This window comes from Komagataeibacter saccharivorans (assembly GCF_004348195.1).
In the GTDB taxonomy this organism is placed as follows: Bacteria; Pseudomonadota; Alphaproteobacteria; order Acetobacterales; family Acetobacteraceae; genus Komagataeibacter; species Komagataeibacter saccharivorans.
This window is the reverse complement of sequence record NZ_CP036404.1, coordinates 622,577-638,015: the sequence shown is the minus strand read 5'-3', so window position 1 is coordinate 638,015 and position 15,439 is coordinate 622,577. Positions and strand designations below refer to the sequence as shown.

General features: G+C 59.2%; 12 protein-coding genes. 8 read left to right on the top strand and 4 right to left on the bottom strand.

What is annotated here, in order from left to right; genetic code table 11:
* The first annotated feature begins 30 nt into the window (after positions 1-30).
* On the top strand, positions 31-975 hold the full coding sequence (locus tag KSAC_RS02750) for an aliphatic sulfonate ABC transporter substrate-binding protein (protein WP_243705278.1): 945 nt from the start codon (positions 31-33) through the stop codon (positions 973-975).
* Positions 976-1,723: 748 nt separating this feature from the next.
* A complete protein-coding gene (locus KSAC_RS02745) occupies positions 1,724-2,116 on the top strand; it encodes a hypothetical protein (protein ID WP_132304073.1) in 393 nt (130 codons plus the stop codon).
* 248 nt (positions 2,117-2,364) lie between these two features.
* On the opposite strand, the gene KSAC_RS02740 is transcribed toward KSAC_RS02745, so the two are convergent.
* A complete protein-coding gene (locus tag KSAC_RS02740) occupies positions 2,365-3,966 on the bottom strand; it encodes a B12-binding domain-containing radical SAM protein (RefSeq protein ID WP_132304071.1) in 1,602 nt (533 codons plus the stop codon).
* Between the two features lie 408 nt (positions 3,967-4,374).
* On the opposite strand from KSAC_RS02740, the gene KSAC_RS02735 reads away from it, so the two are divergent.
* Both KSAC_RS02735 and ku (KSAC_RS02725) read left to right on the top strand, forming a co-directional pair.
* On the top strand, positions 4,375-4,680 hold the full coding sequence (locus KSAC_RS02735) for a plasmid stabilization protein (RefSeq protein ID WP_132304069.1): 306 nt from the start codon (positions 4,375-4,377) through the stop codon (positions 4,678-4,680).
* A gap of 182 nt (positions 4,681-4,862) precedes the next feature.
* Positions 4,863-5,663 carry a non-homologous end joining protein Ku gene (gene ku / locus KSAC_RS02725; RefSeq protein ID WP_132304067.1) on the top strand — a complete coding sequence of 267 codons (801 nt, stop codon included), beginning with the start codon at positions 4,863-4,865 and terminating at the stop codon, positions 5,661-5,663.
* Here ku (KSAC_RS02725) and ligD read toward each other — a convergent pair.
* The 3 genes from ligD to ku (KSAC_RS02710) all read right to left on the bottom strand — a co-directional run bounded on the left by ligD (position 5,660) and on the right by ku (KSAC_RS02710) (position 8,174).
* Entirely contained in the window at positions 5,660-6,577 is a 918-nt protein-coding gene (ligD, locus tag KSAC_RS02720) for a non-homologous end-joining DNA ligase (RefSeq protein WP_132304065.1), read from the bottom strand. The two genes, ku (KSAC_RS02725) and ligD, sit on opposite strands and share 4 nt — an antisense overlap.
* 75 nt (positions 6,578-6,652) lie before the next feature.
* The gene (locus tag KSAC_RS02715) at positions 6,653-7,321 is read right to left on the bottom strand and encodes a DNA polymerase ligase N-terminal domain-containing protein (RefSeq protein WP_132304063.1); all 669 of its coding nucleotides are present in this window, start codon (positions 7,319-7,321) and stop codon (positions 6,653-6,655) included.
* Positions 7,215-8,174 (bottom strand): non-homologous end joining protein Ku, encoded by a 960-nt coding sequence (gene ku / locus KSAC_RS02710; RefSeq protein WP_132304061.1) that lies wholly within the window; start codon positions 8,172-8,174, stop codon positions 7,215-7,217. Before ku (KSAC_RS02710) ends, KSAC_RS02715 begins: the two co-directional genes overlap by 107 nt.
* Positions 8,175-8,953: 779 nt before the next feature.
* On the opposite strand from ku (KSAC_RS02710), the gene KSAC_RS02705 reads away from it, so the two are divergent.
* The 4 genes from KSAC_RS02705 (at position 8,954) to KSAC_RS02690 (ending at position 15,439) form a co-directional block, all read left to right on the top strand.
* Positions 8,954-9,655, top strand: coding sequence for a response regulator transcription factor (locus KSAC_RS02705; RefSeq protein WP_243705277.1), 702 nt, complete (start codon positions 8,954-8,956; stop codon positions 9,653-9,655).
* Positions 9,652-11,028 carry an ATP-binding protein gene (locus tag KSAC_RS02700; RefSeq protein WP_132304059.1) on the top strand — a complete coding sequence of 459 codons (1,377 nt, stop codon included), beginning with the start codon at positions 9,652-9,654 and terminating at the stop codon, positions 11,026-11,028. Before KSAC_RS02705 ends, KSAC_RS02700 begins: the two co-directional genes overlap by 4 nt.
* Positions 11,029-11,174: 146 nt before the next feature.
* Positions 11,175-12,269 carry an MdtA/MuxA family multidrug efflux RND transporter periplasmic adaptor subunit gene (locus KSAC_RS02695; protein ID WP_408884751.1) on the top strand — a complete coding sequence of 365 codons (1,095 nt, stop codon included), beginning with the start codon at positions 11,175-11,177 and terminating at the stop codon, positions 12,267-12,269.
* Complete coding sequence (locus KSAC_RS02690; protein WP_132304057.1) at positions 12,269-15,439, top strand: efflux RND transporter permease subunit; 3,171 nt, start codon at positions 12,269-12,271, stop codon at positions 15,437-15,439. The genes KSAC_RS02695 and KSAC_RS02690 overlap by 1 nt, the downstream gene beginning before the upstream one ends.

Genomic DNA, 15,439 nt, shown 5'->3' with positions numbered 1-15,439 from the left:
AGACGCGCAATAATGGAAGGAAGGCAGAAAGTGTTATTTTCGAGACGTCGCGTTCTGGCCGCATTCGTGGCGCAGGGGATCATGGCCGGTATGGCACGGCGCGCTCATGCCGCATCCCGGACCGTTCGGATTGGCTATCAGAAATACGGGACGCTTGTCCTGCTGAAAAACAGGGGATTTCTTGAGGATGCGCTGCGTCCCCTTGGGGTGTCGGTGGAATGGGCGCTGTTTCCTGCCGGGCCGCCGCTGTTGCAGGCGCTGGTGGCCGGCGCGCTGGATTTCGGGCAGACGGGGGACCTGCCGCCCGTCTTCGTGCAGGCGGCCTCGCCCGACGCTCTGGTCTATGTCGGGCATGAAGCCCCGACTGGCACCAGCGAGGCCATCATTGTTCCCTCCTCAAGCCCCATTCACTCGGTGGCTGATCTGAAGGGCAAGCGGGTTGCGGTGACCCGGGGGGCGGATGCCCACTGGCTTCTGGTTGCCTCCCTGCGCAAATATGGCCTGAGCCTGAACGATATATCGGTATCCTATCTTCTGCCTGCCGCAGCGCGACCGGCTTTTGAGACGGGACAGGTCGACGCATGGGCAATCTGGGACCCGTATCTGTCCGGGGCCAATGCCGATACCCGTGTCATTGCGACCGGCGATGACGTGAATGGCGGCACCCAGTTCTATCTCGCCCGTCGGGGATTTTTCGAGGAGAGTCCGGATCTGGTGCGCGCCATTCTTGCGGCGATCGCACAATGCGATGACTGGGCGACGAACCACAGGGACGATGTCATCGCCCTGCTTGCCCACAGCACAGGACTGCCCTCGGAAGTCGTTGCCCGTTCGGTTGCGAAACTGCATTACGGCCTGCTACCCATGACCCCCGAAGTGATCGCAGGGCAGCAGAGGATAGCTGACAGTTTTCATGCGGCTGGTTTGCTGGCCACCTCCCCTGAAGTGGCGGCCGCAGTGCCCAGGATTCCTTGAGAGAATAGTAGGCCTATACGTTCATTAATTGAGGTTATCTTCAATAATTACAATAGACAGGGTACCTGCATGCCATGGCGTGCTATCTGGCCCGGATTGATGCAGTCGGTCGGCTCGTATGGGAAATCCATGCTGCGTAGTCAGGGGTACATGCTTTTGCAGTAGCGGGAACTGTATGGGTTTTCGATACAAGCCTCCCTTCTCAAACATACGACGGAATGGTTCTGTGTGCAGAATACCGTAAGAAATGTAACTGCCCGCTCTTCTCGGCAGACTTTTCCGGCGATGTCGGATGGGTCGGAAAAATAGACCAGTCCCCGTTATGATGAACGGGTAGCCTGTGTCCCTCGGCTGTTGTCCGTAAGATTTTGAGAGATACGTCTCGCGAGACCTTCAGCGCCCATCACTGGCCTGTCGGTCTGTATCTATTCATCCGTATTTTCACAGGAATTCACCGGGTCCCCTCTCCCGTCCTGTAGGGCGGATATGGCGGAACGGGCGGATATTTCATTTCATATTGACAGTATGACTGCCGCCCCATAAGGAACGATACGGGACCGTTCAGTAATGGAATGATCCTTGTTTCGACCATATCAGGCAGGAGAAGTCGTATGATGTGACGACGCCTGTCGGGGCCTCATATGCAATGAATTTATCCCGGACTATTGGCCTGTGTTTCCTTATGGGGTCGCTGCCTCTTTATGATAAGGCACAGGCCCAGACGCACTGCGCGCCAACCGATGCAGTTATGGATATATCCGCGCGCCAGATCAGTGCGGGTGTCGGATATCTGTGGGGCCATGGCACATTGTTCGCTAGTGAACATGTTTACGCGTTTACGGTGCGTGGTGGCGGAATGCCGAGCATAGGCAGCATCTCCCTGTCCGGGCGCGGATGTGTCCACAATCTGGGACGCGTGCAGGATTTCAACGGTACATACTGGACGCTTGGCGGAACCCTTACCGTCCATCATGGTACGACCGGGATTGTTATGGAAAATGCCCGTGGGGTCGATATCGACCTTCACGCCCGGACCAGAGGCGCGCAACTGTCAGGCCAGATTTCGCGGCTGTCTTTCCGTCTGGTGAACCGGCCATTACAGCCCGCTACCCCCGCGGTGGATAAGATACATCTGAACTGAGGCTGGCTGCCCTTTTCATCGGCTGTGGCCATGTAGTCGGGGCGGTTTTGCGTGATACCCGCTGGAGGCTTTCCCGCAGGATCATTTGCGCATTTATCCGCAAGCCACAGCAGAACGTTCGGATACCGCCTCCCTCCGGCTCCATTTTCGATATGGAAACCGTAGGGATAATCCGTTCTTCGGAAAGGGGGCATCCGGGGGGATGCTCCCCTTTCCAAAGGGCTACTTTATTTCATGCCGTACAAAAGTTACGCCTCGATTGGCTGCAGGGGCTGGACAGGCTGGAGGGACGGCGGGGCCTGCCAGCGTCCTGAATCCACATTCCCGATTTCCTGATCGATTTCCTTGATAACCTGTCGCGAAAATGGACCAAGATGCAGGTAAAGGGCGCTTGTCATCACCACATAGGGCAGCGCCTTGGGGTTGTGCAGGGCGCAGTCCAGCAGCATGCGCCAGAACTGCCCTGCGGTGCCCGGTCCGGCCCGGTTGATCCGGAACAGCAGTCGGACAAAGCTGCGCAGATCACCCTTCACCATTTTATGGGTCCGCTCGCGCTTCAGCATGCGGCCAAGCCTGCGCACACGACCGAAATAGGCAACCGGATCATAGATCGCCTTGAGAACCGTCCTGTAGTCATCCAGCACGTCGCGACGCGGGCGCTTGGTCTCGAAGTTCAGGCCCGCCGTACACTGGTCGCCTGATTGCGTCTGTTCACTGCCGGAAAAAAGACGTCCCTCCGCCAGCAGGCGGCGCGTCAACTGGGTCGTAGGCAGGGCGTAAAGCAGGCCGACCATGCAGACCGGTATGGACGTGTCCTCGATACAGTCGATCATACCCTGGGCGACGCTGCCCTTTTCGCTGTCGAAGCCGACGATGAAGCCTGCATTGACGAAAATGCCCGCCTTGTGGATCGTCTCGATGCTCTGTTGCAGGCTGCGGCGCGTGTTCTGCTTTTTCTGCATAAGCACGAGGGAGTCCGTATCCGGGCTTTCGATGCCGACGAAGATGGCGAAGAAATTGGTGTCGGACAGGCTGCGCAGCAGGTCGGCATCGTCGGCAAGGTTGATCGATGCCTCGGTCGAGAACTCGAAGGGAAAGTTCTTCTCGTTCTGCCAGCGTTTCAGGTCGGGCAGGAATTTCTTGAGCGCCTTCTTGTTGCCAATCAGGTTGTCATCGACAAAATCCACATGTCCGCGATAGCCAAGCGCGTACAGGGCATCGAGTTCGGCCATGACCTGTGCATTCGTCTTGGTGCGCGGGACCCGCCCATACAGTTCGATGATATCGCAGAATTCGCAACTGAACGGGCACCCGCGCGAAAACTGGACGCCAACATGCAGGTACTGGTCCAGTTTCAGCAGGTCGAAGCGGGGCAGCGGGCTTTTTGTAACGTCCGTCTTGCCCATCGGGGCTTCAAACACACCTTCGCGCTCTCCCCTGCGCCAGGCCTCGATGAAATCAACCATGATTTCCTCGGCTTCGCCCAGAACCTGAAAATTCGCGGCCGCGTATAGCGCCGGGCTGGATGTGACATCGGGACCGCCAATCACCACCGGCTTGTTGGCGGCACGGCACATTTCAATGATATGAAGGGCATCGTTGCGCTGCGGCAGCATGCCGCCGGTCATCACGATATCGGCCCAGCCGAAATCGTCATCGTCCAGTTGCTCGGTATTGCGATTGACCAGCCGGACTTCCCAGTTTTTGGGCAGCAGGGCCGCAACTGTAATCAGGCCAAGCGGTGCGGCAGGATAGCGCGCGCCGGACAGATCGCAGGCTTCCTTGTAATTCCAGAACGAATTTGCATTGAAAAGCGGGAAGATCATCAAGACCTTGCAGGTGTCGGTCATTATGATGAAATCCTTCGATTTACCCCCTCTTCACGATCGAAACGGCCTCCCCGGTTGGTAGCAAGGTATATGCGGGCGGACTGATCCATTTCGGGTGAAATGGGAATATTCCGGCGAAGGGTCGTCATATGGATCTTCCATCTGGATGAAAGGGTGTTTCTACACCTCCTGCCCCGCAATAGCGATAGAAGAGCTTCAGGTCGGCAGGATACCATTTTTGCGAAATGTAACACAAACACGACTGCCCGGAGCCTGCCTTCAGCCCCTTACACTCGAAACGGTTTTCTTCCCCATACCATGCAGGCCATTATGAAAACTTTTCCTGTCAGCCGACATTGTCAGTGCAAAGGGGGGCTCCGTCTCCCCAAACGGCACCCCTGTCACTTGCGGGAAACGGGAGTATGGATCATGCCACGTGGAGATAAGTCCGCTTATACGGACAAACAGAAGCGACAGGCCCAACATATCGAGGAAAGCTACGAGCAGCGCGGTATCGACGAGGATGAGGCCGAGCGCCGCGCCTGGGCCACAGTCAACAAGGAGACGGGCGGCGGCAAGAAAAGTGGCTCAGGCAGGGGGCATACCGTAACGCACGAACCCGCCCGCAGGGGCGGAAAGATCGGCGGGGCAGCCTCAGCCCATCGCCCGGCGGAGGAACGCTCCGCTTCCGCCCGGAAAGCCGCTGAAACGCGCCGGGAAAATGAAGAGAAATAGCGGAATACCTGTCCCGGCCGACCAGATACGCGGCTGAGTTCCCGCTTGGCGCGGTTGAGAACCCGGCGGCGTCGGGGCGGGAGCGAGCGCCCTGCCCGCGGACAGGATGCCGGTCAGGGATATGCAACGCGCCACCCGGTCAGGCATCAGAATCAGGCGATATGAGCGGGAGGGACAGGACAATGGCAGGCAGGCCGTTCTGGGCTGGGCATCTCAGGCTCTCCCTCGTAACCTGTGCCGTATCCATGATACCGGCCAGAACGGAAGCTGAGCGTATCCGCTTCCATATGATGAACCGGCAGACGGGAAACCGGGTGTTCGTTCAGTATGTGGATGCTGTAACCAGTACGCCGGTCGATGATGGTGATCTTGTAAAGGGTTATCCGTGCGGTGATGACCAGTATGTTGTGCTGGAGGACGACGAACTCGACGCCATTGCGCTGGAAAGCACCCGTACCATTGATATCGAATGTTTTGTGGATAGGGAGGCGATTGGCTGGGTCTGGTACGATACGCCGCATTATCTGCTGCCGGATGATGAAATCGGCACCGAAGCCTTCACCGTCATCCGTGATGCCATGCGTCATACCGGCACGGTCGGCATTGCGCGGCTGGTTCTTTATCGACGGGAACATGCCGTATTGCTGGAGCCAAGGGATAACGGGATTGTGGTATGGACGCTCCGCTACGGTGTGGACATGCGCGATCCGGCGGATTCCCTTCCGGCGGGGGGCATCCCTGCCCCAAACAGGCAGGATGTTGCGCAGCTTGGGAAGGTCATGGCCGGGCTTACCCGTCCCTGGAATGCGGCCATGGTCCATGATCCGGTGCAGGCGCGCCTGAAGGGAATCATTGATGCCCGCAGACGGTCGCGCAGAATCAGGCCAATCAGGCGGTCCGGACCACCGGCGGAAGAAAAAATCGTGAACATCATGGATACGCTTAGGGCAAGCCTCAAATCATCTGACAGGAACGGTTCCTAATGACCCGGCCGGGAAAGCATTGCTGTCGTGATCGGCTGACGCGCCGCTGGAAAATCCTCCCACGGGTTCGTGCGGAGTGAGGCAAGCCGTTCCATGGCATTGTTTACCGTGAATTGCGCCGGACCGGTAATCGTATCCAGTTCTTCCCACCCAACAGGCATCGAGACCGGGGCACCGGTGCGGGCACGCGTTGAATAGGGGGATACGGAGGTCGCGCCCCGTTGATTGCGCAGGTAATCAATCAGGATTCTGCCATGGCGTTTCGCTTTGGACACGGTCGCGACAAAGCGGTCCGGACTGTCGGCTGCCATCGCCTGCGCCATGGTGTGGGAGAAGGTTTTTGCCATATCCCAGTCGGCTGCGGGTTGCAAAGGCGCGACCACATGCAGCCCTTTGCCCCCGGACGTCTTGACGAATGCAGCCAGGCCACTGGCTTCAAGCCGTTCGCGCACTTCCCGCGCAGCCGTGATGACGGCCTGCCACTCAACCCCTTCCCCCGGATCAAGGTCCATGACCAGTGTATCGGGATGGTCCCAGTCGCGGCAGGACGCCCCCCAGGGATGAATTTCCAGCGTTGCCCCCTGCACCAGCCCCATAAGGCCATCAAGGTCATGAATACCGATCAGATGCCCTGCGGTATCTCCCATCGGGTCATCCAGCGGCACGATATGGGCGTTCATGCCTTTCCATGCGTTTTTCTGGAAAAAGTGCGGTCCTTCCATCCCCTCCGGGCAGCGCAGCAGCGCAAATGGCCGGTCGATAATAAATGGCGCGATACGGGGCCATACCGCCGTATAGTAGTCGGCCAGCCCTGCCTTGGTAATACCGACATCAGGCCAGTAAACCCGGTCGGGATGGGTCAGGGTGACAGTGCGTGCGGGTTGTTTTTCGGGCTGGGCCGATGATGTGTCCATGACTGGCATCTCACGAATGATCTCCTCAGCCGGTCTGTCGTCCCGGACACCGCGAAAGGCAGCATGCGAAGCCGGTTATCCGCCATCCACCCCGTGCTGCTCTCCTGACGGAATGGCTGGTGCCCTGGATGAAGAAACCGGCGTTTTTTCTGCTTTATCTATCCTTGGGAAAGGCGGCATGCCCTGCGCAATTTCGGTGATGGTCCGACCGCTTTTGACCGACAGGGGCTGTTCTTTGAGGATATCGGGATCATCCGCGCTACGGGCGGCCTCATCATCGGCCTTGATCAGAAGCCAGTTGTCATGCCTGTCGCGTGGCCTGCCTTTCATCCGGACCAGATGCCAGTGCCCGGTGAGCTTCTGCCCGTGCAGTTCAAAATCAAGATGCCTCTTGGCCAGCCCCTGTCCTGCGTCCCCTGCCGGGGTCCATGTGCCCCGATCCCATATGGCCACCGTGCCGCCCCCGTACTGGCCTGCGGGGATAGTGCCTTCAAAATCACCATGATCCAGCGGATGGTCTTCCACCCGGACGGCCAGACGCTTTTCACCCGGCACAAGGCTTGGTCCTCTGGTTACAGCCCAGCTTTTCAGCACGCCATCCAGTTCAAGACGAAAATCATAATGCAGTCTTCGGGCATCATGCTTCTGGACAATGAAGTGTTGTCCTGCCACCTGCTGCCCTTCGCCTGCTGGTTCGTGCGTTTTGTGGAAGTCGCGCTTCTGGCGATAGGTATCGAGCGACACGGTCAGCCTGCCCTACGCCGGGTACGGGATGGGCGGGGGCTGTTTTTTCCCCTGTGGGGCGATGGCGTGCCACTTTCTGGGGCGTGCCGGCACTTTTCCGCAGGGCGTCCAGCAGGCTGACGACCCCGCCTGCTGCCGGACGCCGTGCGAGGCGCGGCTTTTTGCCGGCCAGTTTTGCCCGTACCAGATCCGCAAGAAGGGCTTCATAACGGTCGGTATAGTCTGCCGGTGTGAAATGCCCCTTTTTCGTTTCAATAATATGGGCTGCCAGATCCAGCATTTCCCGCGACAGTCTCCGGCCCGGAATATCGCGAAAAGCGTCCTGTGCCGGGCGGACTTCATCATCAAAGTTCAGCGTTGTTGCAATCAGCCTGTCATCGTGCGCCCGGATCAGCAACGTCCGCACGCGACGGAACAGGACTGTGGTGGTCAGGGCCGCGACCTTCTGGCGGGCAAGACTGGCGTGGATCAGTGCAAGGGTCGCTCCTGCCGCCGGTTCTGCCGGGCAGAGGTAATAGGGCCGGTCCAGATAGACATCGTCAACTTCGCTGCATCGCACGAAGGCGGAAAGCGCCAGCCTTCTGTCGCTGTCCGGAACGGCGGCGGCGATTTCCCCGGGCTCAAGCAGAATGATCTCGCCATCTTGCGTCTCGTAGCCCCTGACCTGATCGTCCCGGTCCACTTCAGTGCCGTCCTTGCTGTCGATATAGTGGCGATGCACCCGATTGCCCGTGCGACGGTTGATCAGATGCAGGGTAACCCGTTCGGAAGCCGAGACTGCCGCATAGAGGGCAACCGGACATGTGAGTTCCCCGATCGCAAGAATACCTTTCCAGCTTGCCCGTGCGACCATGGCGACACCTGCTGTTGGGATTATGGACGTTATCTTACGCTGTGACTGTCTTTATCTGGTGCATCGGGATGGCTGCCAGGTTCTTCTTGCCCACTGTGCCCGTGATGCAATGCCTGTCCTCCATGACCTGCCGTATTTTCGGGCAGTTGGCGGCAGGTAAAGCTGCGAAGACGTGACATGGGCTGTCCTTTCGGGCGCCATGAATCATGCTTTATGCCGCTATAAAGCATCGTGACCGGCGGGAGTTTCGCCGCAAAGGTATCAAACAGGGATCGCTTTCATCGCAGATGAGTTGTGACTTCCATTAATGCGGCGCCGGGCCGCCCATTGCCTCGATGCGGTGGCTGTCGGCGTCATGAAGTGACATTGCCCGCTGTCATGTCTGCGACGCTGCAAAGTGCGGAAGTGAACTGTATGACCACCGGGTGATGCTGAAACGCGCAGGGTATTCATCCTTCCTTTTCTGGCACTGCCTCTGGGAGATTGTACAAAATAAATACAAAATGAATTAATCCGTTACATACAATATCACATAAACTTTCTTTTAATTCTCATGCTTTTTTTGTCATTTCTGAAATAAACATTCCTCCCCGCTTCTATCTGCTAGGCCGGAGTGGCGGCATGATTATACTTTGCCCCGTCGAATGAATGCGAATGTAATGGCGCGGAGTATCGGATTGATAGCGGGGCAGTCAGGCCATGATCTTCCATACAGGCAGGGAACAGGTGTTTCCCCGGCTGAAAAAGGGCGGAATTTCGTCCTTGTTGTGGAAGATGACATGGATATCAGCAACCTGCTGACACGTTTCCTGTCACAGCAGGGTTATGCGGTAGCGTCCGCCATGACGGCGGCGGATGTGCTGGCCGTCCTCGCTGGGCGCACGCCTGATATTGTCCTGCTTGATCTCATGCTGCCGCAGGAAAGTGGCCATGCCATCTGCCGCCTGATCCGCGAGCGGAGCGTTGCCCCCATCATCATGGTTACGGCCCTGGCCGATGTCCGTGACCGGATTGCGGGGCTTGATCTCGGGGCGGACGATTACGTCAGCAAGCCTTTCGATCTTGGGGAGCTTGCGGCCCGCATCCGGGCAGTCCTGCGTCGCCCGTCGGGTACCGCAGCCCCTGTCACGCACGAACCAAAGCATGGCTACAGCTTCGGAAACTGGACTTTCGTTCCGGAAAAACGCGCCCTTTACAGTACGGAGGGCATACGCATGACCCTGACCGGGGCTGAAACCGACCTTCTCCTGCTATTGTGGAACCATGCGGGGGCATTGCTGAGCAGGCAGCGGATTATTGAACTGCTCTATAATACGCCGGGGGCCGTTGAAGAACGCACCATTGACCTGCTTGTCAGCCGCCTGCGGCGCAAGCTGGCCCATGGTGGTCGCCAGCTTGAGATGCTGCGGACGGTACGTGGCGACGGCTATGTGTTCGACCCAGGCCCGGCAGCGTCCCACAAGGGGGCTGCCGACCGATGAAAACCCGCTTTTCCCTGCTGCCCCGCACCGTTTACGGGCAGATGGTTGCGATCGTGATTTCCAGCATGATGGTCACCATTTTTGTTGTTGCCTTTCTGGTATTTGTGTTGCGGCCAACCGTGCCGCCCCTGCCCGAAGGACCATGGCCAAACGCGCTGGCCATTGAGACCGCCATTGACGCATTGCGTGCAGGCCCGCCCGAAATACGCGCAGTAATTGCACGTGGCATGTCTACGCCGGATGTATCGTTCCAGACGACCGGCCCTTTCCCCTGCATGCCCATTCCAACCGAACATTTTTCGGTCCTGCTGCGCCGTATCCTCAAGGCGCAGATGAACAACCGGAATGCCGTCATCAAGGAATCCACCTGTGCTGCGGATTCCAGCGGTATGACCTCCACCCATATCGACATGCCGCGCGAGGGGATATTCATTACCGCCCATAACGGGATCAATCATCACCTGCCCCAGCTCATGCGTGCAACGCTGCCGCTGATCGTGTCATTCCTGTCGCTGCTGGTCATAATGGGCACGCTGTCGTTGTGGAGCCTGTGGCGCATCAACCGCCCGCTTAAGGTACTTGCGAATAAGGCGGAAACCTTTGGCTATGACATTACGCCCGAACCGCTGACGGAACAGGGGCCTGTGGAACTGCGCCGCGTGGCCCGCGCCTTCAACCGCATGCAGGCCCGTATCGCGGCAGCAGCGGAGGAGCGCACCCGCATGCTTATGGCGATTGGCCACGACCTGCGTACGCCGCTTACCCGCCTGTCCATGCGGATTGAAATGGGGGGGGCGGATGCTTCGCCCGCGGCCCTGCGTAATGATCTGTGGCTCATGAACCGGATGCTGAACGGGGCACTGTCTTTTCTGAAAGGTCAGGGTGACACGGAACCGGCGGAACGGGTTGATATCGGCGCATTGGTGGAAAGTGTCTGCGCGGAATTCGAGGCGACCGGCCGGAATGTGATCTATCAGGGTGACCTGGGCCTGACCTGTCTGTGCCAGCCGGTGGCAGTCTCCCGCATGGTCAACAACCTGATCGACAATGCCTGCAAATTCGGTAGCACGGTGCAGGTTGATACAAGACGCAATGGCAATGAAGCCATTATCGAGGTCGCGGATGACGGTCCGGGCATCCCCACTGAAATGCACGATGTCGTCCTGCTACCCTTCGCGCGGCTGGACCCGGCCCGTAGTTCGGACGGTGGGCTGGGGCTGGGTCTGTCGATCATCCATGACATCGTGCAGCGCCATCGCGGCAGCCTGAACTTTCAGTCCAATCAGCCACACGGATTGCGGGTGTGTATCGCCCTGCCCCTTGACCCGCAGCAGTTCACGCACGCGCGCAGCCGGACACATTCAGTGCATTGATGCCCCTGCATCCACCAGGAAATACAGAGACGGATATAAGAAGAATGCAGCGTATTGATGATTTGACTTCGTCTACGGTTCCATGGAGTGGTGTTTCCGGTCGCACGGACCGGGGAATGCCGACTGGATACCGTAACCTGACGGGCATGGCCCTGCTGGCGGCGCTGCTTGTGATCGGTTCCCATCCGATGCGGGCGGCTACAAAAGCGGTGGATGAAGGTATTCCCGTCTCTGTTGCGATCATAAAATCAGGCGACATGCCCGTGGTGCTGAGCGAACTGGGTACGGTCATTCCCGTCACCAATGTGACCGTGCAGAACCGCGTGGAAGGCTATCTGACACAGGTGCTCTTTACCGAAGGGCAGGAAGTGCATGAGGGTGACCTGCTGGCGGTCATCGACCCCCGCCCCTATGAGGCCGAACTGAAGCAGTATTCCGGGCAGCTCGCAGCCGATCAGGCCCAGCTTGATGAAGCGCGGATGGATAACGTCCGGTACCAGAAGCTGCTCAGACGCGACAGTATCGATACCCAGACGGCACAGGACCAGCAGTACAAGGTCAAGCAGCTTGAAGGCACGGTGGAAGCCGATCAGGGGCTGGTCGATACCTACAGGCTGGACATTGAATACTGCCACATCACAGCACCGGTCAGTGGCCGTGTGGGCATCCGTGCGGTGGACCGGGGCAATTATGTGACTGCGGCACAGTCCGGCGGGCTTGCGGTTCTGACGCAGATGCAGCCGATTTCAGTTATCTTTACCCTGCCGCAGGACAAGCTTGGCATGGTCTGGAAACGGCTGCGTACTGCAAAGTCGCTGCCGGTCGAGGCATGGGACAGCACGGACACCACGAAGCTGACCGATGGCGCGGTCAGCAGTCTGGACAGCCAGATCGATACCTCGACCGGCACGGTCCGGCTGCGTGCCCTGTTCCCCAACAAGGATGAGGACCTGTTCCCCAACCAGTTCGTCAATGCCCACCTTCTGGTTGATACCGAGCATGATGTGCTGCTTGCCCCAGCCAGCGCCATCCAGTCCGGTCCCAATGGTTCATTTGTTTATGTGGTGCAGCCTGACAGCACCGTGGCCGTGCGTCTGGTCAAAACAGGGGTCAGTCAGGGGGATACGGTCGTTGTCACATCCGGCCTGAAGGCGGATGAGCAGGTGGTGACATCGGGCATCGACCGCCTGCACGCAGGGGCGAAAGTCACCATTCCCGCCACCACGACGCAGGGGGGGTAATGAATCTCTCCCGTCTTTTCATACAGCGGCCCGTCGCCACCACGCTGCTCATGTTCGCGCTGATGCTGGCGGGTCTGATCGGCTATCGGTTCCTGCCGATTTCGGCCCTGCCGGAAGTGGATTATCCCACCATCGTAGTCCGCACTTTCTACCCCGGCGCCAGCGCGGATGTAATGATGACCTCCGTCACCGCGCCACTGGAAGGGCAGATGGGCGAAATGGCGGGGCTGGACCAGATGACATCCCAGTCCTCGGCCGGGGCGTCGGTCATCACGCTGCGTTTCGGGCTGACCACGTCGCTGGATGTTGCCGAGCAGGAGGTGCAGGAGGCCATCAACGCCGCCAATTCCCTGCTGCCAACCGCCCTGCCCGCGCCGCCCATCTATTCCAAGGTCAATCCGGCTGATACGCCCATCATGATCCTGGGGGTCACGTCCACCACCCTGTCCCTGCCTGAAGTGCAGGATTACGTGACGACACGCCTGCAGCAGAAAATCAGCGAGATTTCCGGCGTGGGTGAAGTTTCCCTGTCCGGTGGCAACAAGAAGGCTTACCGCGTCCGCGTGAATGTGCCCAAGGCCACCTCGCTGGGCATTGATCTTGATACGCTGCGCACCACGATCGGCAACGTGAACGTCAATTCACCCACCGGCAGCTTCAATGGCAAAAAGCTGAACCGCACCATCCATATCGACAGCCAGATTTCCAGTACTGACCAGCTACTCAATCAGGTTGTCGGCTGGTCGGATACCAGTCAGGGGCCGGTCAGGCTGTGCGATATCGCAACGGTGGTGGAAGGGGCGGAAGACACCCAGCTTGCCGGATGGTCAAACCAGACCCCGGCCATCATCCTGAACATCCGCCGCCAGCCTTCGGCCAACATCATCAACACCGTCAACGCCATCAAGGCCACGCTGCCATCACTGCAGCAGGACATGCCCGGCGGCGTCACCATCACGCCACTGACCGACCGGACCATCACCATCCGCGCATCCGTGGCGGATGTGGAGTTCGAACTGGGTCTGGCCCTGGCGCTGGTTGTGGGCGTGATCTTCGTGTTCCTGCATGATCCATCGGCCACCGTCATTCCGGCGCTGTCCGTGCCGCTGTCCATTATCGGCACGCTGGCGGTGATGGATATGATGGGCTTCTCGCTCGACAACCTCTCCCTCATGTCGCTCACCATTTCGACAGGTTTCGTGGTGGATGATGCGATTGTCATGATCGAGAACATCGCCCGCTATATCGAGATGGGACGTGACCGGATGACCGCGGCGCTGGAAGGCGCTGGCGAGATCGGCTTTACCATCGTCTCGCTGACCATCTCGCTCATCGCCGTGCTGATCCCGCTTCTGTTCATGGGCGATGTGATCGGGCGGCTGTTTTATGAATTCGCGGTGACACTGGCGGTCACCATCATCCTGTCCGCCGTGGTCTCTCTTACGCTGGTGCCTATGATGTGCGCCCGTCTGCTCAAGGACAGGGCCCACGCCGTAACCAAGCCGCGCTGGGCACAGGCGACCGACCGGCTGATCGTCTCGGTCATCGATGCCTATGACCGGGGGCTGACACGCGTGCTGCGTCACCAGCGGGCGACACTTGCCCTGTTCGTGGCGACGCTGGTGCTGACCGGCCTGCTTGTGGCTGTCATTCCCAAGGGGCTGTTTCCTGAACAGGATACCGGGGTGATTCAGGGTGTGTCCGTGATGGATGCCTCCATCTCGTTCGATGCGATGCGTGAACTGCAGCAGCAGTTGGGGGCAGCGATTGCGAAGGATGCGGATGTTGTCAGCCTGTCCTCCTATATCGGGGTGGATGGGGACAACACCACGCTCAACCGGGGGCGTTTTGAAATCAACCTGACGCCACATGACAAACGCAGCCTGTCGGCGGCAAAGGTGGCGCAGCGTATCCAGCGCGAGACAGCCGCCATAGCCGGTACGCAGCTTTACCTGCAGCCGGTGCAGGACCTGACATTGAACACCAATGTATCGGCCACCCAGTATCAGTTTCTGGTGGCGGATTCCGACACGAACCGCCTTGCCACATGGGTGCCGCGCCTGACTGACGCGCTGCGCAGGGAACCGGCACTGGCCGATGTCACCTCCGATCTGCAGGCGCAGGGACTGGCGGCCAGTGTGACGTTGGACCGGGCCACGGGCGCACGCTTCTCGATCACGCCGGAAACGGTGGACAATCTGCTGTATGATTCCTTTGGCCAGCGTCAGATTTCCACCATCTATACCCAGTCCAATCAGTACAGGGTGATCCTTGAGGCCGAACCGTCGCTTCAGAACACGCCGGAGGCTCTGGACAGGCTGTATCTTGCCGCCAGCGGTAGCGGGGCCGCAAGCACGTCCGGCCCGACCCGTGACCCGTCATCCGGCCTTGTGCCGATGAGTACGGTGACACGTATGACAGCATCCACCGCGCCGCTGCTGATTACCCATGTGGCGCAGTTTCCGGCATCGACCATCTCGTTCAACGTCGCACCCGGCTATTCCCTCGGTGCTGCGACCGATGCGATCGAGCGGGTGGAAAAATCGCTGCATCTGCCCGCCACCATGCAGACATCGTTTCAGGGCACGGCCGCCGTGTTTGCGGGCAGCATGAGCAACGAGGCCTGGCTGATACTGGCGGCCCTTGTTGCGGTCTATATCGTGCTGGGTGTTCTGTATGAAAGCTTCATCCACCCGCTGACCATCCTGTCCACCCTGCCCTCGGCCGCCATTGGCGCGCTGCTGGTGCTGTGGGTATCGGGGTCCGGGCTGGATGTGATGGGGGTGATCGGAATCGTCCTGCTGATCGGCATTGTGAAGAAGAACGCCATCATGATGATCGATTTCGCGCTGGAGGCCGAACGGCAGGAAGGCATGGATTCCGTGCAGTCCATAACCCGGGCGGCCCGGCTGCGTTTTCGCCCGATCCTGATGACGACGCTGGCCGCCATGCTGGGGGCCATTCCCATGGTGATCGGCACCGGAACGGGATCGGAACTGCGGCGGCCGCTGGGTTACGCCATTGTGGGTGGTCTGGCTGTCAGCCAGTTGCTGACACTGTTTACCACGCCGGTCATCTACCTGTTCATGGAGCGGGTGCGCCTGCGCTTTGCCGCCTTCCGCGCCCGCCATGCGTCCCCGCCGCCCGCGCCTTCCGGGGGGGCACGCTGA